Genomic DNA, 22,026 nt, shown 5'->3' with positions numbered 1-22,026 from the left:
ATGTTACGTTTCTCTGCCAATCTTTCTATGCTGTTTACGGAATATGATTTCCTGGAACGCTTTGATAAAGCGGCGTTGTCGGGATTTCGCGGCGTGGAATTCATGTTTCCCTACGATAACGACATCGAAGTGTTAAAACGTAAGCTCAGGGATAATAATCTGGAACATACGTTACATAATTTACCTGCTGGCGACTGGGCGGCTGGCGAACGTGGAATTGCCTGTATTCCTGGGCGCGAAGAAGAATTTCGCGATGGCGTAGCGGCCGCAATCCGTTATGCACGTGCGTTAGGCAATAAGAAAATAAATTGTCTGGTGGGTAAAACGCCGTCAGGATTCTCCGCAACGGAGATCCACGACACGTTGGTCGAAAACCTGCGCTATGCGGCAAATATGCTGGCGAAAGAAGGCATTTTATTACTTATCGAACCTATTAATCACTTTGATATGCCGGGATTCCATCTCACCGGCACTCAACAGGCGTTAGCCTTAATTAAGGATATCGGCAGCGATAATATCAAAATTCAGTATGATATTTATCACATGCAACGCATGGAAGGGGAATTAACGCAAACCATGACGGCATGGGCCGATAAAATAGGCCATTTACAGATTGCTGATAACCCGCGTCGCGGCGAGCCGGGGACCGGGGAAATTAATTATGACTTTATTTTTAATGTCATTAAACAGTCTGGTTATGATGGCTGGGTTGGCTGTGAATATAAACCACTGACTACCACGGAAGCGGGATTATCGTGGATTAATCAGTACCGTTAAAACGCAGAATAATTCGGGCAGCGCTTTTTTTTCCACTGTGTTGGAAGGGGATTGTGTTGCCTGAATCTGGAAACACCGAAAGCAATAAAAGAGGTTGTATATGAAACTGGGATTTATTGGCCTGGGAATTATGGGCTCGCCAATGGCTATCAATTTGGCACGCGCCGGTCATCAATTACACGTTACGACTATTGGTCCGGTCGCGGACGAACTGCTCTCGCTGGGGGCGGTAAATGTTGAGACTGCACGTCAGGTAACTGAATTTGCAGACATTATCTTCATAATGGTGCCGGATACGCCGCAGGTTGAAGAGGTGTTATTTGGCGAACACGGTTGCGCCAAAACATCGCTTCAGGGAAAAACCATCGTCGATATGAGTTCTATTTCTCCTATCGAAACCAAACGTTTTGCCCAGCGCGTTAATAAAATGGGCGCTGATTACCTGGATGCCCCGGTTTCCGGGGGAGAAATCGGGGCGCGTGAAGGCACTCTGTCGATTATGGTCGGCGGCGAGCAGAAAGTCTTTGACCGCGTTAAACCGCTCTTTGACATCCTGGGAAAAAATATCACCCTGGTGGGCGGCAATGGGGATGGGCAAACCTGTAAGGTGGCTAACCAGATTATTGTTGCGCTGAATATTGAAGCGGTTTCTGAAGCCTTAGTGTTTGCTTCAAAAGCAGGTGCCGATCCGGTACGCGTGCGCCAGGCGTTAATGGGCGGGTTCGCCTCTTCACGCATTCTGGAAGTTCACGGCGAGCGGATGATCAACCGGACGTTCGAGCCTGGTTTCAAAATCGCGCTTCATCAGAAAGACCTTAATCTTGCATTGCAAAGCGCAAAAGCGCTGGCGCTGAATTTACCGAATACGGCGACCTGCCAGGAATTATTCAATACCTGTGCGGCAAATGGCGGGAGCCAGCTTGATCATTCGGCAATGGTACAGGCGCTGGAATTAATGGCCAATCATAAATTGTCCTAATTATGTGTATCGCTGCGGCTGCAGCGATACCTGTTCACAAGGAACACTCTGTAAAGGTGAAGAACATGAGTGAAACTAAAAAATCCGGGATTGATTACTGGAAACAAATTGTTGTCGTAATGAGTCTGGGCTGGGTAGCGATTTGGATCTATCGCACCGTGCTTACGCCAATTTATCCAGAAATTCAGGCATCTTTAGACAATGTAAGTAATGCTGAAATAGGCGCCATTGCAAGTTTTTACTTTTTTGCTTACTGCAGTATGCAAATCCCTTGCGGAATATTGGTCGATAAATTCGGTCAAAAAATCATGCTGATGGCCGGATTTACGCTTTTTATTATTGGTACACTCTGTATCGCGAAAGCCAATGGCCTGACCATGATCTATATAGGGTCGTTAATGGCAGGTGGCGGATGCGCTTCTTTCTTTAGCTCGGCTTATTCACTCTCTTCGGCAAACGTGCCGCAGGCCCGTCGGGCATTAGCCAACGCGATTATCAACAGTGGGTCGGCTATAGGGATGGGGATTGGCTTAATCGGTTCCAGCATATTAGTAAAAAACATGAGCATGGCCTGGCAGAATGTACTGTATATCGTGGCTGCGATATTAGTAATCATGCTGTGCGTCTTTACGCTGATCATTCGCGGTAAAGCCAAAAGCGACTCTGCGCAAGCGGAAAAGCAAACCCAAACCGTTACGGAAGATGAAAAACGCGCGCCTTTATTCTCTGGTTTATTGTGTAGCGTTTACTTCCTCTATTTCTGTACCTGCTACGGTTATTATTTGATAGTGACCTGGCTGCCCTCTTATCTACAGACTGAAAGAGGATTTGATGGCGGAGCTATCGGACTGGCATCAGCGCTGGTGGCGGTAGTTGGCGTACCGGGGGCGTTATTTTTTAGCCATCTGTCAGATAAATTTCGTAACAGTAAAGTTAAGGTTATTCTCGGTCTGGAAATTGTGGCGGCAGCAATGTTGGCGTTTACGGTTTTGTCCCCGAATACCACGATGCTGATGGTCAGCCTGACGCTATACGGCTTGCTGGGGAAAATGGCGGTAGACCCGATCCTGATCTCCTTTGTATCTGAACAGGCTTCGGCAAAAAGTCTGGGAAGAGCTTTCAGCCTTTTTAACTTCTTTGGCATGAGTTCAGCGGTTGTCGCCCCAACGTTGACCGGATTTATTTCGGATGTAACGGGGTCGAAGGAGATCAGTTTTGTGATTTCAGCATGTTTAGTGGTTACCGGAACGCTGATCTTTGCTGTCGTCACTTTATATAAAAAGAAAGCAACGCAACGTATTGCTTCAGCTTAAAAATAATTATATCTACTAATTCTTTATTTTATATTTATTTGTTCCTCATAGCTAAACCCATAACAACGTTATCCGATGCGTGAAAAGAGGGATTTATGGAACATCAAAGAGAGCTATACCAGCAGCGCGGTTATAGCGAAGACTTATTACCTAAAACAGAAACCCAACGAAACTGGAAGGCATTTAACTATTTCACCTTATGGATGGGATCTGTACATAACGTGCCAAATTACGTTATGGTCGGCGGTTTTTTTATACTGGGGCTATCAACATTTAATATCATGTTGGCCATTATTATCAGCGCATTATTTATTGCGGCGGCGATGGTAATGAATGGCGCGGCAGGCAGCAAATATGGCGTTCCTTTTGCTATGATATTGCGAGGTTCTTACGGCGTCCGCGGCGCGCTATTCCCTGGATTATTGCGAGGGGGAATCGCGGCAATTATGTGGTTCGGCTTACAGTGTTACGCGGGATCGCTGGCATTTCTTATTTTGATTGGGAAGATCTGGCCAGGATTTCTGACATTAGGCGGAGATTTCAAGCTGCTGGGTCTTTCACTGCCAGGACTAATTACTTTTCTAATTTTTTGGATTATTAACGTTGGCATCGGTTTTGGCGGTGGTAAAGTATTAAATAAATTTACCGCTATCCTCAATCCATGTATTTACATTGTCTTTGGCGGCATGGCTATTTGGGCAATATCGCTGGTCGGCATTGGCCCGATTCTGGACTATCTGCCTTCAGGCGTGCAAAAAGCAGAGCACAGCGGCTTTCTGTTCCTGGTGGTGATTAACGCCGTAGTCGCCGTCTGGGCTGCGCCAGCGGTGAGCGCGTCCGATTTCACGCAAAACGCGCATTCATTTCGCGCTCAGGCATTGGGACAAACGCTGGGGCTTATCGTAGCGTATATATTATTCGCCGTAGCCAGCGTATGCATTATTGCCGGAGCCAGTATTCATTATGGTATGGATACCTGGAACGTGCTGGATATTGTGCAGCGCTGGGACAGCCTGTTTGCTTCATTCTTTGCGGTGCTGGTGATTCTGATGACGACAATTTCAACCAACGCCACCGGTAATATTATACCTGCGGGGTATCAAATTGCGGCGCTTGCCCCGACAAAGCTTAACTATAAAAATGGCGTAATGATTGCCAGTATTATCAGTCTACTGATTTGCCCATGGAAATTAATGGAGAATCAGGACAGTATTTATCTGTTCCTCGATATTATCGGCGGTATGCTTGGCCCGGTAATCGGCGTAATGTTAGCTCATTATTTTGTGGTGATGCGTGGAAAAATTAATCTTGATGAGCTGTACACCGCCAGCGGTGATTACAAATATTATGATAATGGATTTAACCTGACTGCATTTTCAGTCACCCTGGTCGCAGTCATTCTGTCATTAGGCGGCAAGTTTATACCATTTATGGAGCCTTTATCCCGCGTGTCCTGGTTTGTAGGCGTAATAGTTGCGTTCGTTGCTTATGCGCTATTGAAGAAACGCACGGGTTTTGAAAATACAGGAGAGCAAAAACTCGTAGGTTAAATATTGAAAAAGCATTAAGCGTATTTAATGAAGTGTGCGCTATTTAAAAACTATCTGTATCCATACAAGGAGTTTGTTATGTCTTTTGATTTAATTATTAAGAACGGTACTGTCATCTTAGAAAACGAAGCGAGAGTTATCGATATCGCCGTCCAGGGCGGAAAAATCGCCGCGATTGGCGAAAACCTGGGGGAAGCGAAAAATGTGCTGGATGCGACGGGATTGATCGTTTCGCCGGGCATGGTTGACGCGCATACCCACATTTCTGAACCGGGCCGTACCCACTGGGAAGGCTATGAAACCGGTACGCGCGCGGCGGCGAAAGGCGGTATTACCACGATGATTGAGATGCCGCTCAATCAGCTGCCGGCGACGGTCGATCGTGAGACGATTGAACTCAAGTTTGACGCGGCAAAAGGTAAATTGACCATCGACGCCGCGCAGTTGGGCGGTTTGGTTTCTTATAACCTGGATCGGCTGCATGAGCTGGACGAAGTGGGCGTTGTCGGCTTCAAGTGCTTTGTCGCCACCTGCGGCGATCGTGGCATCGATAATGATTTTCGCGACGTTAATGACTGGCAGTTTTACAAAGGCGCGCAGAAACTGGGGGAAATGGACCAGACGGTACTGGTACATTGCGAAAATGCTCTGATTTGCGATGAGCTGGGCGAGGAAGCTAAACGCGAAGGACGCGTAACGGCGCATGATTATGTCGCCTCACGTCCGGTATTTACTGAAGTGGAAGCCATTCGTCGCGTGCTGTATCTGGCGAAAGCGGCAGGTTGCCGTCTGCACGTTTGCCATATCAGCAGCCCGGAGGGGGTAGAGGAAGTAACGCGCGCGCGTCAGGAAGGTCAGGATGTCACCTGTGAATCGTGCCCGCACTATTTTGTCCTCGATACCGATCAGTTCGAAGAGATTGGCACCCTGGCAAAATGTTCTCCGCCAATTCGCGACCAGGAAAACCAGAAAGGGATGTGGGAAAAACTGTTTAACGGCGAAATCGACTGCCTGGTATCCGACCACTCTCCATGCCCTCCGGAAATGAAAGCAGGCAATATCATGCAAGCATGGGGTGGAATTGCCGGACTGCAAAACTGCATGGACGTCATGTTTGATGAAGCGGTGCAAAAACGCGGTATGTCGTTGCCGATGTTTGGCAAATTAATGGCGACCAACGCTGCCGATATTTTTGGTCTGAAACATAAAGGACGTATTGCCCCCGGCAAAGATGCTGACCTGGTCTTTATTCAGCCTGACAGCAGCTATGTTCTGAAAAATGAAGATCTGGAATATCGCCATAAAGTCAGTCCGTATGTTGGCCGTACTATTGGCGCGCGTATTACCAAAACGATTTTGCGCGGCGATGTTATTTATGACATCGAGCATGGCTTCCCTGTGCCGCCAAAAGGTCAGTTTATCCTTAAACATCAGCAGTAATCCGGTGTGATTTAATGCCCGTCGTCACGACGGGCATTCTCTATTTTAAGGTGTGGATATGTTCCCTGTTATTAACCGCGAAAGTGTGTTGTCCGGCTTTCAGTGGTTTTTCTTTATTTTCTGTAACACGGTTGTGGTTCCCCCTACCTTGCTGTCCGCTTTTCATCTTCCCGCTGATAACCTGTTAATGCTCACACAATACGCTTTTTTGACCACCGCGTTGGCCTGCCTGGTTCAGGCGTTTTGCGGCCATCGCCGGGCCATTATGGAAGGGCCGACAGGGTTGTGGTGGGGGGCTATTCTTACGATTACGCTTGGCGAGGCGTCTCGCGGCACGCCGCTGAACGATATCGCCTCCAGCCTGTCGGTCGGGATCGCGATCTCCGCAATGGTGACGATATTTATCGGCATTAGCGGCTTAGGACACCGTCTGGCTCGCCTGTTTACGCCGGCGGTAATGGTTTTTTTCATGCTGCTTTTGGGCGCGCAGCTGACCTCAATATTTTTTAAAGGCATGCTGGGGCTACCTTTTGGCATTGCCGATACCAGCGCCAGAATCAAATTGGCCCCCTTTGGGCTGGCGGTCGCGGTAATGTGTTTTATCCTCGCGATGATTATTTTCCTGCAGCAGCGTATCTCCCGTTACGCGTTATTGGTAGGGACCGTGGTCGGGTGGGGGCTATGGCGGTTATGCTTTCCTTCGTCACACTTACCGCCGGGTGAATTAAGCTGGCGATGGTTTCCGCTGGGCAGCCACGGCACGCTGATGCCGGGTATTATTGTGACGGCGGTGATGACGGGGTTAGTCAACATCAGCAACACTTACGGCGCTATCCGCGGTACCGATATCTTTTATCCGCATCAAGGGTCGGGCAGTTCTCGTTATCGCCGAAGCTTTATGATTTCCGGACTGATGACGTTAGTGACGGTGCCTTTTGCGGTCGGGTGATGCTGCCAACTTACTGATTTAGTGTATGATGGTGTTTTTGAGGTGCTCCAGTGGCTTCTGTTTCTATCAGCTGTCCCTCCTGTTCAGCTACTGACGGGGTGGTGCGTAACGGCAAAAGCACCGCCGGACATCAGCGCTATCTCTGCTCTCACTGCCGTAAAACATGGCAACTGCAGTTCACTTACACCGCTTCTCAACCCGGTACGCACCAGAAAATCATTGATATGGCCATGAATGGCGTTGGATGCCGGGCAACCGCCCGCATTATGGGCGTTGGCCTCAACACGATTTTCCGCCATTTAAAAAACTCAGGCCGCAGTCGGTAACCTCGCGCATACAGCCGGGCAGTGACGTCATCGTCTGCGCGGAAATGGACGAACAGTGGGGATACGTCGGGGCTAAATCGCGCCAGCGCTGGCTGTTTTACGCGTATGACAGGCTCCGGAAGACGGTTGTTGCGCACGTATTCGGTGAACGCACTATGGCGACGCTGGGGCGTCTTATGAGCCTGCTGTCACCCTTTGACGTGGTGATATGGATGACGGATGGCTGGCCGCTGTATGAATCCCGCCTGAAGGGAAAGCTGCACGTAATCAGCAAGCGATATACGCAGCGAATTGAGCGGCATAACCTGAATCTGAGGCAGCACCTGGCACGGCTGGGACGGAAGTCGCTGTCGTTCTCAAAATCGGTGGAGCTGCATGACAAAGTCATCGGGCATTATCTGAACATAAAACACTATCAATAAGTTGGAGTCATTACCTGCGGTCGTGCCTTTTTCGCCTTTTGTATCTTCCATTGGTTTATTAACGCAAACCGGCGACAGTTCTCGCAAATCCTTTATCTGCGGTAGCGCGCTGTGTCTGCTGGTTGCCATTATAACGCCGTTAACCCGCTTATTTTGCGCTATTCCACTGGCGATCAGCAGCGCCGTTATGCTGGTCTCTTATTTACCTTTACTTTATTCCGGTTTGGTTTTTAGCCAGCAAATTACGTTTACTGCGCGGAATATTTATCGCCTGGCGTTACCGCTTTTTGTCGGCATTTTTTTGATGGGGCTTCCTCCGGTCTATTTACAGGATCTTCCACTGATGATTCGTCCTCTGCTTAGTAACGGATTACTGGTGGGAATCCTACTGGCAGTGCTTATGGAAAATCTTATTCCGTGGGAACGCATTAAATAACGTGAGAAAACAAGGAGACATAATGAAGATTGTAATTGCGCCAGATTCATTTAAAGAGAGCTTAAGCGCTGATAAATGCTGTCAGGCTATTAAAGCGGGATTTTCAACCGTATTTCCTGATGCGCGCTATGTTTGTTTACCGATCGCCGATGGTGGAGAAGGAACCGTGGACGCGATGGTGGCAGCGACCGGCGGGAAACGGGTTTCTGTGGACGTTAGCGGGCCGATGGGGGAAAAAGTAAACGGATTTTATGGCCTGACCGGCGACGGCAAAACGGCGATTATTGAAATGGCGGCGGCGAGCGGATTGATGCTGGTGGCGCCAGAGGCGCGTAATCCGTTGCTGGCATCCAGTTTCGGCACAGGCGAATTGATTCGTCACGCCCTGGACGCGGGAATTCGCCATATTATTCTGGGTATCGGCGGCAGCGCCACGGTGGATGGCGGAATGGGAGTAGCGCAGGCGCTCGGGGTGCGTTTTCTGGACGCGCAGGGAACGCCGCTTGGCGCCGGAGGGGGCAATTTATCGCGCCTGGCGAGCATTGACCTGCAGGGGCGCGATCCGCGAATTTCAGAGTGTCGTATTGAGGTCGCCTGTGATGTTGATAACCCGTTGGTGGGGCCACGCGGCGCGGCGGCGGTATTCGGTCCGCAGAAAGGGGCGACGCCTGAAATGGTCGAGACGCTGGAAAATGGATTGCGTAATTATGCCCGTGTCTTACATGCCCTGACCGGACGCGACATGTCTCAAATACCGGGCGGTGGAGCGGCCGGAGGAATGGGGATTGCCGCTATCGTCTTCCTGGAAGCGGAAATGAAGCCCGGTATTGAGATTGTTATGCAGGCGGTGAAGCTGGAGGAGGCGGTAAAAGAGGCCTCGCTGGTGATTACCGGAGAAGGGCGAATCGACTCGCAAACGGCGGGAGGAAAAGCGCCGATAGGCGTTGCGTCAGTGGCGAAACGGCATCATGTCCCGGTTATCGGCATCGCCGGCGTACTGGGCGACGGCGTGGAAGTGGTCCATCGCCACGGTATTGATGCGGTATTCAGTATTTTGCCGCGGCTGGCGCCTTTGCCGGAGGTTCTGGCGAACGGTGAACAAAATCTCTACCACAGCGCCTGTAATATTGCCCGCGTCATCAAACTTGGCCAGGACATCGGGACTCGTTAAGTATAAAAAAAGCCACGGTTCTCACCGTGGCAAAATCCAACATAGCTAAATAAAAATAATCAGGAGGGCTGCCCGCCGTTAAATCATAACGTCGCGGTTACAGTCTTTGGAGTAGATGTAGCTGAATGCTTCGCCACGACCTACACCGTATCCGGCCTGCAGGGAATAAGCGCCCATGAAGATGTAGTCGCCTTTTTTCACCGGCACCCAGTTGTTGTCGAGGTTATAAACCCCCTGGCCGGAAAGGATATAAGCGCCATGTTCCTGGACGTGGGTTTCAATATAGCCGTGGCTGGCGCCCGGTTCGAACGACAGAATATGCATATTCATATCGAAGCCCAGCTCTTTAGGCAGGAAATCCAGCAGAATAACATCTTCCATGCCTTCATAATGAATACGCTCCAGCTGGCTGGCATTGCCGGAAACCAACCACGGGGCATGCCCCTCGACAGGAGTATAGCGGCGTTTATATAAAAATAGCTGGCTGTCTTCCGTTTGAGCGTTGCTAAAGGTCATCATCTCGCCCGGTGGACAATAGAGGTATCCGCCCTGAGTTAAAGAGAATGTTTTTCCTTCTGCTTTAGCTTCAATATTTCCCGTAATGACATAGAGAAAAGTTTCAATCCCCTCGCCGCCAAAGCCCTGCTGGTTGCCGCCATTCTGATGTAAGGTGACCAGATAATCGACGAAAGAAGCACCCAGCTTCGGCGTCGAAAGGATGGTGACGTCACAGTTTTCAAAGCCGGGAATAATATTTTTCACCAGACCGTCCGGCGTTAAGAGCGCATAGTTACCGTGTTTCACAATGGCGCGGTTCGCCAGTAAATCATCGCGGTAACCCGTGACGTTATTCAGATATCCCATTGATGGCTCCTTATTTTTGCCAGGCAAGTTGATGCAGCATTAATGCCAGAGTTTTGACCCCTTCAGCAAGGTCATTAATGTTGGTACGTTCCGCCGGGTTATGGCTGATACCATTAATGCTGGGGACGAAAATCATACAGGTAGGGACGCGCGGCGCGAAAATTTGCGCGTCATGACCTGCGCCGCTATGCATTATGCGATAGTTCAGTTGTTCGGTTTCACACAGCCTGGTGAGGGCCGCGACCAGTTCGGCGTTCATCGGCACCGGCGCTTCGTCCATCCACAAATCGATATCGATGCTGATATCCATTTCATCGCAGATGGCGCGCATATCGTTTTCCAACTGTTCGGTAAATTCGCGAAGTACCGCGGCGTCCGTATGCCGGCAATCGATTGTAAATGTGGTTTTTCCAGGGACAACATTGACCGTATTCGGCTGCGGCTCAACTTTGCCGAACGTTAATACCAGGGGATCGCCATGCTGTTTGGCTTTTTCAATGGACTGACTGCAAATACGACTGAAGGCATGCACCGTATCGCGACGATAGCCCATTGGCGTTGTGCCTGCATGGTTGGACTCACCGTTGAGCGTCACCGTGTAGCGACGTTGCCCGACGATGGCGTTGACGACGCCAATCGACTGTCCGTTGCTCTCCAGAACGCAGCCTTGCTCAATATGCAATTCAACAAAGGCGCGGATATCGGTTCGCGCAGCGAGCGGCGCGGCGGGAAGGGTAAATCCGCACGCCTGCATAGCGTCGACAAAGCCTGTGCCTTTGGCGTCCTGGATATGGCGTACCTCTTCAGGATTCGCCAGGCCAAAAATGTTCTTGCTGCCCCAAAAAACGTAAGGGAAACGGCTGCCTTCTTCCTCTGCCATTGACACTACTTCGACGGTGCGCAGCGGCGCGCCGTAGGTCGCTTTTAGCCAGTCGAGCGCCAGCCAGGCGGCAAGCGCGCCAAATTGCCCGTCCAGATTGCCGCCGTTGACGACCGTATCAATATGCGAACCGCTTAAAATCACCTGCTCCGGAAATTGTGTGCCGCAAAGGCGGCCATATAAATTTCCGACGTCATCAAAGCGTGTTTCCAGACCGCTTTCTGCCATTCGCTTTTTAAACTGCTGCTGTGTTTCCAGCCACTCAGGCGAATAAAGTAAACGCGTCATTCCTCCCGTAGGATCGGCTCCAATGGAAGAGAGCCAGGGCAATGTTTCTTCTATCGCGTGGCGAAAATGCTTTATCATAGAAAATTCCTGTTTCAATAATTATTGGGCAAAGGGATTTTTTGTTTCGTATGACTTGAGATAGAGGGCATCGGAAATCAGATATTGATAAATATCATCAACAATATCGATACCATTCATATCGGCATTTTTCTGTTTAATATCCTGATCCTGTCCAGGATAATAAACCTGTTTAAAACCGGGGGCGGGCTTCACGGAATTGAGTTCCTGCATAGTCTGACTAATATGTTTGCGGAATAATTCACAGGAAGAAAAGAACGCCGGATTAATGACCAGATGAAGTTGTCCTAAATTGCGTCCGGCGTGTAAATCTTCATACATCGAACTGACCTGGCGGCCAAACGGCAGCCCCAGCAGAATACCGGACAGAATATCGATCATCATCATCAGGCCGTAACCTTTCGGGCCTGCGGCGGGTAATAACGCATTGACGGCAAAAGGATCATGTGTCGGCGCGCCGTTTTTATCGACGGCCCAACTCTCCGGAATGGACTCATTGCGAGACCGTGCATCGAGGACTTTTCCCCAGGCCTGCACGGTGGTGGCCATATCAAAGGTAATGATGTCATCGCCTTCGCCCGGCGCGGCAAAGGCCAGCGGATTAGTGCCATAGTAAATATCCGCCCCGCCAAACGGCACGACCATAGGATCGGACTGACAGATAGACAGACCAATCAGGCCTTCGCGAGCAGCCTGGCGGACGAAATAAGAGATGGCGCCGCTATGGCCCATTCTGCTAATGCCGACAACCGCGACGCCATTTTTTTTCGCTATTTCAATAGCATGCTCCATTCCCATTTGGGCTGCGACCTGTCCGGCAGCATTATCGGCATGCAGTATCGCCGTACAGGGACCGGTATTCTCAATGCGGAACGTCGGCTCCCGGTTGGTGCCGCCTTTTGAAATTCGTTCGGCATAATATTCAACGCGTACGGCGCCATGTGAGTGAATACCTCTGGCATCTGCATAAACCAGTACGTCGGCGACGGTGGCGGCGTGCTCACGTTTTAGTCCGGCTTTATAAAGCTTATTTTCGATAAGCTGATGGAGTGTTTCCCGACTGATTTTCATCTGTCTTCCTTTTTAACGACGGTGTGAAGCATGACTGCGATTAACATACCGGGAAAATAAAATGATTATGTGATCCAGACAGGCAAAAAAATATAATTAGAATTTATTTGATAATCAGGCGGGTTTTATCTTTTTGCTTAAATAAAAAGCTTTTTTAGAAAATCATAACTAATCCTTTAGCCGTTGTTTGAATTCTTTTGTTAATAAATTTGATGTGACGTTAATCACTCTATTTACCCTCCCGGATATATACCGTGAAGCGCACATTAACACTGCTCGTGCAATTGCAATGGGTGCAATTATTAAGGAGTTGTTATGATCCACGCCTTTATTAAAAAAGGGTGTTTTCAGGACTCTGTTAGCTTAATGATTATTTCTCGAAAGCTGAGTGAGTCCGAAAATGTTGATGATGTATCGGTAATGATGGGAACGCCTGCGAATAAGTCGCTGTTGGAAACTACCGGTTTCTGGCATGACGATTTTCATGGCGCTACGCCCAATGACATTTGCGTGGCGATTCGTACCGAAGCGGTAGATGACGGCATTACGCAGGTGATTGTGCGACAGCTCGAAGAAGCATTGCAGCAGTTGGCGCAGGGAAGCAGCGGCAGCCAGTCGTTAATCCAGGTCAGACGCTGGGAAAGCGCCTGTCAGAAACTGCCAGAGGCGAATCTGGCGCTGGTATCGGTGGCCGGCGAATATGCGGCGGAACTGGCAGATCAGGCGCTAGATCGTTCGTTGAACGTGATGATCTTCTCCGATAATGTCACGCTGGACGATGAAATCAGACTAAAACGCCGGGCGCGTGATAAAGGACTGCTGGTCATGGGGCCGGATTGCGGCACCGCTATGATCGCCAATACGCCGCTGGCTTTCGCTAACGTCATGCCAGAGGGCAACATCGGGGTGATTGGCGCTTCCGGCACCGGTATTCAGGAGCTCTGTTCACAGATTGCGCTGGCGGGGGAAGGGATTACCCATGCCATCGGGCTTGGCGGACGCGATTTGAGCGCCGAGGTCGGCGGGATCAGCGCGCTAACGGCACTGGACATACTCAGCGCGGATGAAAAGAGCCAGGTGCTGGCCTTTGTCTCCAAACCGCCTGCCGATGCGGTTCGTCAGCATATTATCGCGGCGATGAAAGCCACTGGCAAACCCGTTGTAGCGCTGTTCTTAGGGTTTTCCTCCCCCGTTGCGCGTGAGGAAAACGTCTGGTTTGCCTCGACGCTGGATGAAGCCGCCCGGCTGGCATGTTTATTGTCTCGCGTGACGTCGCAGCGTAAAGAAATGGTTTCAACAGGCGGCGTGATTCGTGGCCTCTATACCGGCGGAACGCTGGCGGCGGAAGCGGCGGGGCTGCTGGCCGGCTATCTGGGCGTCGCGGCGGATACGGAACATCACCATGGCATGATGCTTGACGCTGACGGCCACCAGGTTATCGATCTGGGCGATGACTTTTATACCGTTGGGCGACCACATCCGATGATCGACCCGGCGTTACGTAATCAGCTTATCGCCGGGCTTGGCGCGCAGCCGCAGGTACGCGTGTTATTAGTGGACGTCGTTATTGGTTTTGGCGCGACCGCCGATCCCGCCGCATCGCTGATTCAGGCCTGGCAGAAGGCATGCGCCGCACGCGCCAGCGATCAGCCGCTGTTCGCCATCGCAACCGTCACCGGAACGGAACGCGATCCTCAGTGCCGCTCGCAACAAATCGCCGCGCTCGAAGATGCCGGCATCACGGTAGTGGATTCTCTTCCCGAAGCCACTCTGTTGGCCGCGGAACTGATTCGACCCACTCTCTCTTCCACTCATCCATCAGCTCCCCGGTTACTGGAAGCGGTAGCGGTGATTAATGCCGGGTTACGTAGCTTCGCGCTGGATTTACAGGCTGCCGGTATGCCCGTGGTGCACTACCAGTGGGCGCCTGTCGCTGGCGGTAATAAAAAACTGGCTCGTCTGTTAGAACGTTTGCAATAAGGGGTTCCCATGTTTACATCAGTGGCGCAAGCCAACGCTGAAGTCATCGAACAAATTCGTCGCGCACGTCCGCACTGGCTGGATGTGAAGCCAGCTTCTTCATTAATTAGCGTGCTCAATCAGGGGAAAACGCTTCTTCATGCCGGGCCGCCGATGCGCTGGCAAGAGATGACCGGCCCGATGAAAGGGGCCTGTATCGGCGCATGTCTGTTTGAAGGATGGGCCAAAGATGAAATGAGCGCGCTCGCGCTGTTAGAGCAGGGAAAGGTCAACTTTATTCCCTGCCATCACGTTAACGCCGTGGGGCCGATGGGCGGTATCACGTCAGCCAGTATGCCGATGCTGGTCGTGGAAAATATCACCGACGGCAATCGCGCGTACTGCAATCTCAACGAAGGGATCGGCAAAGTGATGCGTTTCGGCGCCTATGGCGAAGATGTTCAGCAACGTTTGCGCTGGATGCGTGATGTGCTGATGCCGGTATTAAGCGCGGCGCTGGGACGTCTGGAGCGGGGGCTCGACCTGACCGCAATGATGGCGCAGGGCATTACGATGGGAGATGAATTCCACCAGCGCAATATCGCCTCTTCCGCATTGCTGATGCGCACGTTGGCGCCGCATATCGCCCGTCTGGAACACGATAAGCAGCAGATAGCGGAAGTGATGGATTTTCTGAGCGTCACCGATCAATTCTTCCTTAATCTGGCGATGGCCTACTGTAAAGCCGCCATGGACGCAGGCGCGCAGATTCGCGCCGGCAGTATTGTGACGGCGATGACCCGTAATGGCGATATGTTTGGCATTCGGGTTAGCGGTCTGGGCGACCGTTGGTTCACCGCGCCTGTTAATACGCCGCAGGGGCTATTTTTTACCGGTTTTTCGCAGGATCAGGCCAACCCGGACATGGGCGACAGCGCCATTACTGAAACGTTTGGTATTGGCGGCGCTGCGATGATTGCCGCGCCTGGCGTAACGCGTTTTGTCGGTGCCGGGGGAATGGAAGCGGCGAAATCTGTTTCTGAAGAGATGGCTGAAATTTATCTCGAACGCAACATGCAGCTACAAATCCCCGGCTGGGATTTTCAGGGGGCCTGTCTGGGACTGGATATCCGCCGCGTGGTCGAGACCGGAATTACGCCGCTGATTAACACGGGTATCGCGCATAAAGAGGCGGGAATTGGTCAGATTGGCGCGGGAACCGTCCGTGCGCCGCTGGCCTGTTTCGAGCAGGCGCTGGAAGCGCTGGCGGAAAGCATGGGCGTAAGTTAAGAGAGCGTCTCATGAAACGTATCCATCCTCTTATGGCAAGCCGACAATCGGCGGATTATCGGCAACCCTGGCAGATGTCAGGGGTATGGCGTCGCTCTATTAATTTTGTGGCGAAAAGCGGTGAGTTATTAACGCTTCACCGTCGGGGGAGCGGCTTCAGTCCGGGAGGGTGGATACTGCGCGGCGGCGATTTTGACGCCTTGCGCGATGTGCTCACCGATGGCGAAAAACCGCAGTCAACCGCTGCCGGTATTCAGATTGGCGAGTTTCTTTTATGCGAGCCGGAGAGGCGCTGTTCGCTGCGGGTTCCACGCTATCTTGCGTCGCCGCGTCTTAACGCGACGTACATGCAGCGTAGTGAGGAGACGGGACTGTTTGGGCCGTTAACCGTCGCCGCAGCTCAGCCTCTATGTCCGGAACTTCGCCAGTTTTGTCACTGCTTTCAGTCGGCGCTTGCAGGTGCTGCGACTGACTGGCGGCTATGGCTGGGTAAAGGGCCGGGCTTAACGCCCAGTCATGACGACACGCTGACAGGAATGTTGCTGGCGGCCTGGTATTTTGGCGCCATAGATGAACGCGCCGGGCGTAATTTTTTTGCCCAATCCGGCAGCCTTGATCGGGCGACGACGCTCGTGAGCGTTAGCTATTTACGCTATGCGGCTATGGGTTATTTCGCGTCGCCTTTACTCCACTTTATTCATGCGCTGCGACGAGATGTTCGCACAGAAACGGCGATTGACGGACTGCTGGCGCTGGGGCACACCTCTGGCGCGGATACGCTGCTGGGGTTCTGGCTTGGACAACAAATAGTAAAAGGATAGGGAATGAAAACGTTGGTAGTTGCTCTTGGCGGCAACGCATTATTGCAGCGCGGAGAAGCGCTAACGGCAGAGAATCAATATCGCAATATTGCTGACGCGGTGCCCGCGCTGGCGCGACTTGCCCGCTCGTATCGGCTGGCGATAGTACATGGCAACGGCCCTCAGGTCGGCCTGTTGGCTTTACAGAACCTTGCCTGGAAAGCCGTTGAGCCTTATCCGCTGGATGTGCTGGTAGCGGAGAGTCAGGGCATGATCGGCTATATGCTGGCGCAGCGTCTGGCGCTTGAACCCGATATGCCGCCGGTGACTACAGTATTAACGCGGATAAAGGTATCGGCGGACGATCCTGCTTTTCTTGAACCGGAAAAGTTTATTGGTCCCGTTTATTCGCCAGAAGAGCAAATGTCGCTGGAAGCGACTTATGGCTGGCATATGAAACGTGATGGAAAATATCTGCGCCGTGTCGTTGCTTCCCCGGCACCGCGTCAGATTATCGAAAGCGCCGCTATTGAGTTATTGCTAAAAGAGGGCCATGTGGTGATTTGCAGCGGCGGTGGCGGGGTACCTGTTGCCGGCGAGGGCGAAGGGGTCGAGGCGGTGATAGATAAAGACCTGGCGGCGGCATTGCTGGCGGAGCAGATAGCGGCCGATGGTCTGATCATTTTGACGGATGCGGATGCGGTGTATGAACATTGGGGGACGCCGCAGCAGCGCGCTATTCGTCAGGCTTCGCCCGATGAGCTGGCGCCGTTTGCCAAAGCCGATGGCGCGATGGGGCCGAAGGTGACCGCGGTAAGCGGGTATGTGAAGCGGTGCGGAAAGCCGGCATGGATTGGCGCATTGTCGCGTATTGACGATACCCTGGCGGGCAGAGCGGGAACCTGCATCTGTCTGTGATCGCGACGGGCGGCGACAGAGAATGCGCCGCCCACGCTGTTTATTTAAGCTTACTTTGCGCCCAGATAATGCCGCTGGCGTATTCGCCTGGCAGGAGCGGAGAGAGCGCTTCCAGGGTGGCGCTAAGACGTGACGTATCGCTGTCGGTCAGATTCAGATGGCCGACTTTTCGCCCCGGACGTACCGCTTTATCATACCAGTGCAGATGTACCAGCGGCAGCTTCAGCCAGTCGTAATTCAGCTCGCTGCCGATCAGGTTGATCATCACCGACGGGGCGTTAATCACCGGCGCGGGCAACGGCAGGCCGGTAATCGCGCGCAAATGCAATTCAAACTGACTGATGCTGGCGCCATTTTGCGTCCAGTGTCCGCTGTTATGCACGCGCGGCGCCAGTTCATTGATTAACAGGCCTTCCGACGTGATAAAACATTCCATCGCCATTACGCCGACGTAGTTCAGCGCCTGCATAATTGCTGACAGCATCGATTCCGCCTGCTCCTGCTGTTCGGCGTTCGCCTGTGGGAACGCGACGCTGGTCCGCAAGATGCCGTCCTGATGCAAATTGTGCGTTAGCGGGTAAAACACGGTACTGCCGTCATGAGCGCGCGCGCCGACTAACGACACTTCGCCGGAAAAATGGATACCGCGCTCAACAATACATTCGCCATAGCAGTCATCCGGCAGTTGCCCGGTTTCGTCCGCGCGTAGACGCCACTGCCCGCGACCGTCGTAGCCGCCAACGCGACGCTTAATAATCGCCAGTTCGCCCAGACGGTCAAAGATGCCGGACCACTCGTCGGCGCTGGTCAGCAGCTGCCACGGCGCGGTCGCGAGTCCCAGTTTATCGAAAAGCTGTTTTTGTGTCAGACGGTCGGCGATGATCGGAAATACATCGCGATTGACGAATGCCGGGTGGCGCGCCAGCTCGCGGGTAAGCGCGGTTTCCGGCCAGCGCTCAATCTCTGCGGTAATGACGCTCTGCTGTACCGGCACGGCGGTAGGCTCTGCATCCAGACCAACCGGCCAGACGGCGATACCCAGCGGTTCGCCCGCCTGGCGCAGCATTCGGCCCAGTTGCCCGTTGCCGAGAACGCAAACTTGCTTCATAGCGTCCCCCGCGGATCGGGATTTTCCAGAACTTCATCGGTTTGCGCTTTGCGCCAGTCGGCAATGCGCTGATGCAGTTCCGCGTCGTGTTGCGCCAGAATCTGCGCGGCGAGCAGGGCGGCGTTAGCGGCACCGGCTTTACCGATCGCCAGCGTACCCACCGGAATGCCGCGCGGCATCTGCACGATGGAGTAGAGGCTATCCACGCCGCTTAGCGCAGCGCTTTGTACCGGCACGCCGAGTACCGGGACCAGCGTTTTTGCCGCAATCATTCCCGGCAGGTGCGCCGCGCCGCCCGCGCCGGCAATAATCACTTGATATCCGTTCTCTTCCGCCGTTTCGGCGAAGCTGAACAGTTTATCGGGGGTGCGATGAGCGGAAACCACTTCTACATGGTGCGGGACATCCAGAATTTCAAAAATTTCGGCGGCGAATTGCATGGTAGCCCAGTCGCTTTTGGACCCCATCACGATGGCGACACGCGCCGGATTATTGCGGGAAGACATGCGTCTTAAAACTCCTGTGGTGCGGGACACGCTGCTTTTGAGGTGTCAAAGAATAGCATGATAATCAGGCAAGGAAAACGGTTGCGTGTGCGCCGTAACGGACGATTCGACGAACATTTACAGGGGGAAGGCGATTAACTCCACGTTATCCGGCGTGACTTTTACCATTGAACCTTCATGATGCCATGCGCCTAACACCACGCGGAACGCGGGCTGGTCGTTGGCGGAAAGTTCATGCACCGCCGGGCGGTGGGTGTGACCGTGAATCAGCCACTGTACGCGGTGTTTTTCCATTTCGGCGACGACGGTCTGCGCATTGACGTCCATAATATCCAGCGATTTGCTGCTGTTGGCGGCTTTACTGCCGGCGCGCATTCTGGCGGCGATACGGCGGCGGATAAACAGCGGCAGGGTAAGGAACAGCCGTTGAACCCACGGATTATGGACTTTGGCGCGAAACGCCTGATATCCGGCATCATCGGTACAGAGCGTATCGCCGTGCATAATCAACACATTGCGGCCATACAGGTCGAGCACTTTTTCCTGCGGCAGTAGAATCATGCCGCTTTCGCGGGCAAAGCGTTTGCCAATCAGGAAGTCGCGATTACCATGAATAAAGAAGCAGGGGACGCCGGAATCAACCAGCGATTTAATGGCAACGGCCATTTCACGATGTAGCGGGTTGGGGTCGTCGTCGCCAATCCAGGCCTCGAAGAGATCGCCAAGAATATACAGCGCGTCGGCCTGACGGGCTTCTACGGCTAAAAAACGCAGAAAACCGGCGACGATCGCCGGTTCTTCCGTTTGCAGATGCAAGTCTGCAATAAACAGTGTCGCCACGATTACTCGCTGACGGTCACGTTTTCAATGATGACGTCTTCTTTTGGTACGTCCTGGTGCATACCGCTACGGCCAGTGGCGACGCCTTTGATTTTATCTACCACGTCCATACCTTCTACAACTTCCGCAAAGACGCAGTAGCCCCAGCCCTGCAGACTTTCGCCGGAGAAGTTCAGGAAGTCGTTGTCTGCCACGTTGATGAAGAATTGCGCGGTAGCCGAATGTGGCGCCTGAGTACGTGCCATTGCCAACGTACCACGGGTATTTTTCAGACCATTGTTGGCTTCGTTTTTGATCGCCTCTTTGGTGGCTTTCTGTTTCATGCCCGGCTCAAAGCCGCCGCCCTGAATCATGAAACCGTTAATCACACGGTGGAAAATGGTGTTGTTGTAAAAACCTTCGCGGCAGTAGTCCAGGAAGTTTTTAACTGTTTCAGGCGCTTTATCATCAAAGGTTTTGATTACGATATCGCCGTGATTAGTGTGGAAAGTAACCATTTTTGCATCCTGTTCCAAGAGAGTGGTGCTTTAGCCCGCAATGGGGCACATATAGGGGCTTGTTATAGCATAACCGTAAGCTGCGATCACCTTGCAAAGTGTGCTGCTTCAAGGTTGAATTATGAGTATTATACACACCTAATTACCCACACACGTCTATACGGAATCTTCGATGTTAAAAATTTTTAATACACTGACGCGCCAAAAAGAGGAATTCAAACCCATTCATGCCGGGGAAGTCGGCATGTACGTGTGTGGTATCACCGTTTACGATCTCTGCCACATTGGCCACGGACGCACGTTTGTCGCTTTTGACGTTGTCGCGCGCTATTTGCGTTTTCTCGGTTATAAGCTGAAGTATGTGCGTAACATTACCGATATCGACGATAAAATTATTAAACGCGCCAATGAAAACGGCGAAAGTTTTGTCGCGCTGGTCGACAGAATGATTGCGGAAATGCATCAGGACTTCGACGCGCTGAATATTCTGCGTCCGGACAGCGAGCCGCGTGCGACGCACCATATTCAGGAAATTATCGAACTCACCCGCACCTTAATCGAGAAAGGGCACGCCTATGTGGCGGATAACGGCGATGTGATGTTTGATGTACCGACCGATCCGACTTATGGGCAGCTTTCCCGTCAGGATCTTGAGCAGCTTCAGGCGGGCGCGCGCGTAGATGTCGTTGACGTGAAGCGTAACCCGATGGACTTCGTGCTGTGGAAAATGTCGAAAGAGGGCGAGCCGAGCTGGCCGTCGCCGTGGGGCGAAGGGCGCCCGGGCTGGCACATTGAATGTTCGGCGATGAACTGCAAGCAGTTGGGCAACCATTTTGATATTCACGGCGGCGGTTCCGATCTGATGTTCCCGCACCATGAAAACGAGATTGCCCAGTCTACCTGCGCGCATGACGGCGAATACGTCAACTACTGGATGCACTCCGGTATGGTGATGGTGGATCGCGAGAAGATGTCCAAATCGCTGGGCAACTTCTTTACCGTGCGCGACGTGCTGAAATACTACGATGCGGAAACTGTGCGCTACTTCCTGATGTCCGGGCATTACCGTAGCCAACTGAACTACAGCGAAGAGAACCTCAAGCAGGCGCGCGCCTCGCTGGAGCGGCTATACACTGCATTGCGTGGAACGGATAAATCAGCGGCCCCGGCGGGCGGCGAGGCGTTTGAAGCGCGTTTCGTGGAGGCGATGAATGACGATTTCAATACCCCGGAAGCCTACTCCGTCCTGTTTGATATGGCGCGTGAAGTCAACCGTCTGAAGGGCGAAGATATGACCGCCGCGAATGCGATGGCGTCTCATCTGCGGAAGATTTCCGGCGTGCTGGGACTGCTGGAGCAGGAGCCGGATGTTTTCCTGCAAAGCGGCGCGCAGGCGGATGACGGTGAAGTTGCGGAAATTGAAGCCTTGATTCAACAGCGTCTGGATGCCCGTAAAGCGAAAGACTGGGCGGCGGCGGACGCGGCGCGCGATCGTCTCACTGAAATGGGTATTATTCTGGAGGATGGCCCGCAGGGCACCACCTGGCGACGTAAGTAAGCGCTT

19 protein-coding genes and 2 pseudogenes are annotated in these 22,026 nt (G+C 52.5%); 14 read left to right on the top strand and 7 right to left on the bottom strand.

Annotated elements, in window-relative coordinates; all coding sequences use genetic code 11:
- The 9 genes and pseudogenes from gip (at position 1) to glxK (ending at position 9,363) form a co-directional block, all read left to right on the top strand.
- Entirely contained in the window at positions 1–777 is a 777-nt protein-coding gene (gene gip, locus HU143_RS16460; protein WP_023227352.1) for a hydroxypyruvate isomerase Gip, read from the top strand.
- A gap of 100 nt (positions 778–877) precedes the next feature.
- A complete protein-coding gene (gene glxR / locus HU143_RS16455) occupies positions 878–1,756 on the top strand; it encodes a 2-hydroxy-3-oxopropionate reductase (RefSeq protein ID WP_023227353.1) in 879 nt (292 codons plus the stop codon).
- Positions 1,757–1,821: 65 nt separating this feature from the next.
- Entirely contained in the window at positions 1,822–3,069 is a 1,248-nt protein-coding gene (locus HU143_RS16450; RefSeq protein WP_000005067.1) for an MFS transporter, read from the top strand.
- A gap of 95 nt (positions 3,070–3,164) precedes the next feature.
- Positions 3,165–4,619 (top strand): allantoin transporter, encoded by a 1,455-nt coding sequence (locus HU143_RS16445; RefSeq protein WP_017441717.1) that lies wholly within the window; start codon positions 3,165–3,167, stop codon positions 4,617–4,619.
- Between the two features lie 78 nt (positions 4,620–4,697).
- Positions 4,698–6,059, top strand: coding sequence for an allantoinase AllB (gene allB / locus HU143_RS16440; RefSeq protein ID WP_000006865.1), 1,362 nt, complete (start codon positions 4,698–4,700; stop codon positions 6,057–6,059).
- Between the two features lie 58 nt (positions 6,060–6,117).
- Positions 6,118–7,002 (top strand): annotated as a pseudogene (locus tag HU143_RS16435) (uracil/xanthine transporter); the annotation flags it as partial.
- A gap of 56 nt (positions 7,003–7,058) precedes the next feature.
- Positions 7,059–7,756, top strand: a protein-coding gene (locus HU143_RS16430) for an IS1-like element IS1B family transposase (protein ID WP_095033700.1) whose coding sequence is annotated in 2 segments (ribosomal slippage) — positions 7,059–7,308 and positions 7,308–7,756 — 699 coding nt in all. Because the reading frame shifts where the segments join, the coding sequence is not laid out codon by codon here.
- Positions 7,757–7,772: 16 nt separating this feature from the next.
- Positions 7,773–8,192, top strand: a pseudogene (locus tag HU143_RS16425) (solute carrier family 23 protein); the annotation flags it as partial.
- A 22-nt stretch (positions 8,193–8,214) separates the two neighbouring features.
- Entirely contained in the window at positions 8,215–9,363 is a 1,149-nt protein-coding gene (glxK, locus tag HU143_RS16420; RefSeq protein WP_023227355.1) for a glycerate 3-kinase, read from the top strand.
- A 78-nt stretch (positions 9,364–9,441) separates the two neighbouring features.
- Here glxK and allE read toward each other — a convergent pair whose 3' ends face one another.
- From allE to allD, 3 genes are read right to left on the bottom strand one after another with little or no spacing between them, the layout of a single operon-like run.
- Complete coding sequence (allE, locus tag HU143_RS16415; RefSeq protein WP_000540985.1) at positions 9,442–10,227, bottom strand: (S)-ureidoglycine aminohydrolase; 786 nt, start codon at positions 10,225–10,227, stop codon at positions 9,442–9,444.
- Positions 10,228–10,237: 10 nt separating this feature from the next.
- Positions 10,238–11,473, bottom strand: a complete 1,236-nt coding sequence (gene allC, locus HU143_RS16410) for an allantoate deiminase (RefSeq protein WP_000589769.1) — start codon at positions 11,471–11,473, stop codon at positions 10,238–10,240.
- 21 nt (positions 11,474–11,494) lie between these two features.
- Positions 11,495–12,544 carry an ureidoglycolate dehydrogenase AllD gene (gene allD / locus HU143_RS16405; RefSeq protein ID WP_023227356.1) on the bottom strand — a complete coding sequence of 350 codons (1,050 nt, stop codon included), beginning with the start codon at positions 12,542–12,544 and terminating at the stop codon, positions 11,495–11,497.
- Positions 12,545–12,859: 315 nt separating this feature from the next.
- Between allD and HU143_RS16400 the strand changes: the two genes are divergently transcribed.
- Genes HU143_RS16400 through HU143_RS16385 form a run of 4 tightly spaced genes read left to right on the top strand, consistent with a single transcriptional unit; the run spans position 12,860 to position 17,511 of the window.
- Entirely contained in the window at positions 12,860–14,524 is a 1,665-nt protein-coding gene (locus tag HU143_RS16400; protein ID WP_023227357.1) for an acyl-CoA synthetase FdrA, read from the top strand.
- Positions 14,525–14,533: 9 nt separating this feature from the next.
- Entirely contained in the window at positions 14,534–15,793 is a 1,260-nt protein-coding gene (locus HU143_RS16395) for a DUF1116 domain-containing protein (RefSeq protein WP_023227358.1), read from the top strand.
- An 11-nt stretch (positions 15,794–15,804) separates the two neighbouring features.
- The gene (locus tag HU143_RS16390) at positions 15,805–16,614 is read left to right on the top strand and encodes a DUF2877 domain-containing protein (protein WP_000821192.1); all 810 of its coding nucleotides are present in this window, start codon (positions 15,805–15,807) and stop codon (positions 16,612–16,614) included.
- Between the two features lie 3 nt (positions 16,615–16,617).
- Entirely contained in the window at positions 16,618–17,511 is an 894-nt protein-coding gene (locus tag HU143_RS16385; protein ID WP_021000026.1) for a carbamate kinase, read from the top strand.
- 40 nt (positions 17,512–17,551) lie between these two features.
- Here HU143_RS16385 and purK read toward each other — a convergent pair whose 3' ends face one another.
- From purK to ppiB, 4 genes are all read right to left on the bottom strand, one after another.
- Positions 17,552–18,619, bottom strand: a complete 1,068-nt coding sequence (purK, locus tag HU143_RS16380; protein WP_023227359.1) for a 5-(carboxyamino)imidazole ribonucleotide synthase — start codon at positions 18,617–18,619, stop codon at positions 17,552–17,554.
- Positions 18,616–19,125: a 5-(carboxyamino)imidazole ribonucleotide mutase gene (gene purE, locus HU143_RS16375; RefSeq protein ID WP_000098736.1), complete on the bottom strand. Its 510-nt coding sequence runs from the start codon at positions 19,123–19,125 to the stop codon at positions 18,616–18,618. The genes purK and purE overlap by 4 nt, the downstream gene beginning before the upstream one ends.
- A gap of 117 nt (positions 19,126–19,242) precedes the next feature.
- Positions 19,243–19,965: a UDP-2,3-diacylglucosamine diphosphatase gene (lpxH, locus tag HU143_RS16370; protein WP_000212284.1), complete on the bottom strand. Its 723-nt coding sequence runs from the start codon at positions 19,963–19,965 to the stop codon at positions 19,243–19,245.
- Positions 19,966–19,967: 2 nt separating this feature from the next.
- Positions 19,968–20,462 carry a peptidylprolyl isomerase B gene (gene ppiB, locus HU143_RS16365; RefSeq protein WP_000255991.1) on the bottom strand — a complete coding sequence of 165 codons (495 nt, stop codon included), beginning with the start codon at positions 20,460–20,462 and terminating at the stop codon, positions 19,968–19,970.
- 172 nt (positions 20,463–20,634) lie between these two features.
- Between ppiB and cysS the strand changes: the two genes are divergently transcribed.
- Positions 20,635–22,020: a cysteine--tRNA ligase gene (gene cysS, locus HU143_RS16360; RefSeq protein ID WP_000912377.1), complete on the top strand. Its 1,386-nt coding sequence runs from the start codon at positions 20,635–20,637 to the stop codon at positions 22,018–22,020.
- Positions 22,021–22,026: the final 6 nt, after the last annotated feature.

The sequence above is a fragment of the Salmonella sp. SJTUF14076 genome (assembly GCF_015534835.1).
GTDB classification, from domain to species: domain Bacteria; phylum Pseudomonadota; class Gammaproteobacteria; order Enterobacterales; family Enterobacteriaceae; genus Salmonella; species Salmonella enterica.
Note: the sequence above shows the minus strand (reverse complement) of the source record. Positions and strands in the feature narration are given on the sequence as shown.

Bases quoted from the DNA above. Each gene is read 5' to 3' on its own strand.
- gip (WP_023227352.1), top strand. From the start codon at position 1: ATGTTACGTTTCTCTGCCAATCTTTCTATGCTGTTTACGGAATATGAT.
- glxR (WP_023227353.1), top strand. From the start codon at position 878: ATGAAACTGGGATTTATTGGCCTGGGAATTATGGGCTCGCCAATGGCT.
- HU143_RS16450 (WP_000005067.1), top strand. From the start codon at position 1,822: ATGAGTGAAACTAAAAAATCCGGGATTGATTACTGGAAACAAATTGTT.
- HU143_RS16445 (WP_017441717.1), top strand. From the start codon at position 3,165: ATGGAACATCAAAGAGAGCTATACCAGCAGCGCGGTTATAGCGAAGAC.
- allB (WP_000006865.1), top strand. From the start codon at position 4,698: ATGTCTTTTGATTTAATTATTAAGAACGGTACTGTCATCTTAGAAAAC.
- glxK (WP_023227355.1), top strand. From the start codon at position 8,215: ATGAAGATTGTAATTGCGCCAGATTCATTTAAAGAGAGCTTAAGCGCT.
- allE (WP_000540985.1), bottom strand. From the start codon at position 10,227: ATGGGATATCTGAATAACGTCACGGGTTACCGCGATGATTTACTGGCG.
- allC (WP_000589769.1), bottom strand. From the start codon at position 11,473: ATGATAAAGCATTTTCGCCACGCGATAGAAGAAACATTGCCCTGGCTC.
- allD (WP_023227356.1), bottom strand. From the start codon at position 12,544: ATGAAAATCAGTCGGGAAACACTCCATCAGCTTATCGAAAATAAGCTT.
- HU143_RS16400 (WP_023227357.1), top strand. From the start codon at position 12,860: ATGATCCACGCCTTTATTAAAAAAGGGTGTTTTCAGGACTCTGTTAGC.
- HU143_RS16395 (WP_023227358.1), top strand. From the start codon at position 14,534: ATGTTTACATCAGTGGCGCAAGCCAACGCTGAAGTCATCGAACAAATT.
- HU143_RS16390 (WP_000821192.1), top strand. From the start codon at position 15,805: ATGAAACGTATCCATCCTCTTATGGCAAGCCGACAATCGGCGGATTAT.
- HU143_RS16385 (WP_021000026.1), top strand. From the start codon at position 16,618: ATGAAAACGTTGGTAGTTGCTCTTGGCGGCAACGCATTATTGCAGCGC.
- purK (WP_023227359.1), bottom strand. From the start codon at position 18,619: ATGAAGCAAGTTTGCGTTCTCGGCAACGGGCAACTGGGCCGAATGCTG.
- purE (WP_000098736.1), bottom strand. From the start codon at position 19,125: ATGTCTTCCCGCAATAATCCGGCGCGTGTCGCCATCGTGATGGGGTCC.
- ppiB (WP_000255991.1), bottom strand. From the start codon at position 20,462: ATGGTTACTTTCCACACTAATCACGGCGATATCGTAATCAAAACCTTT.
- cysS (WP_000912377.1), top strand. From the start codon at position 20,635: ATGTTAAAAATTTTTAATACACTGACGCGCCAAAAAGAGGAATTCAAA.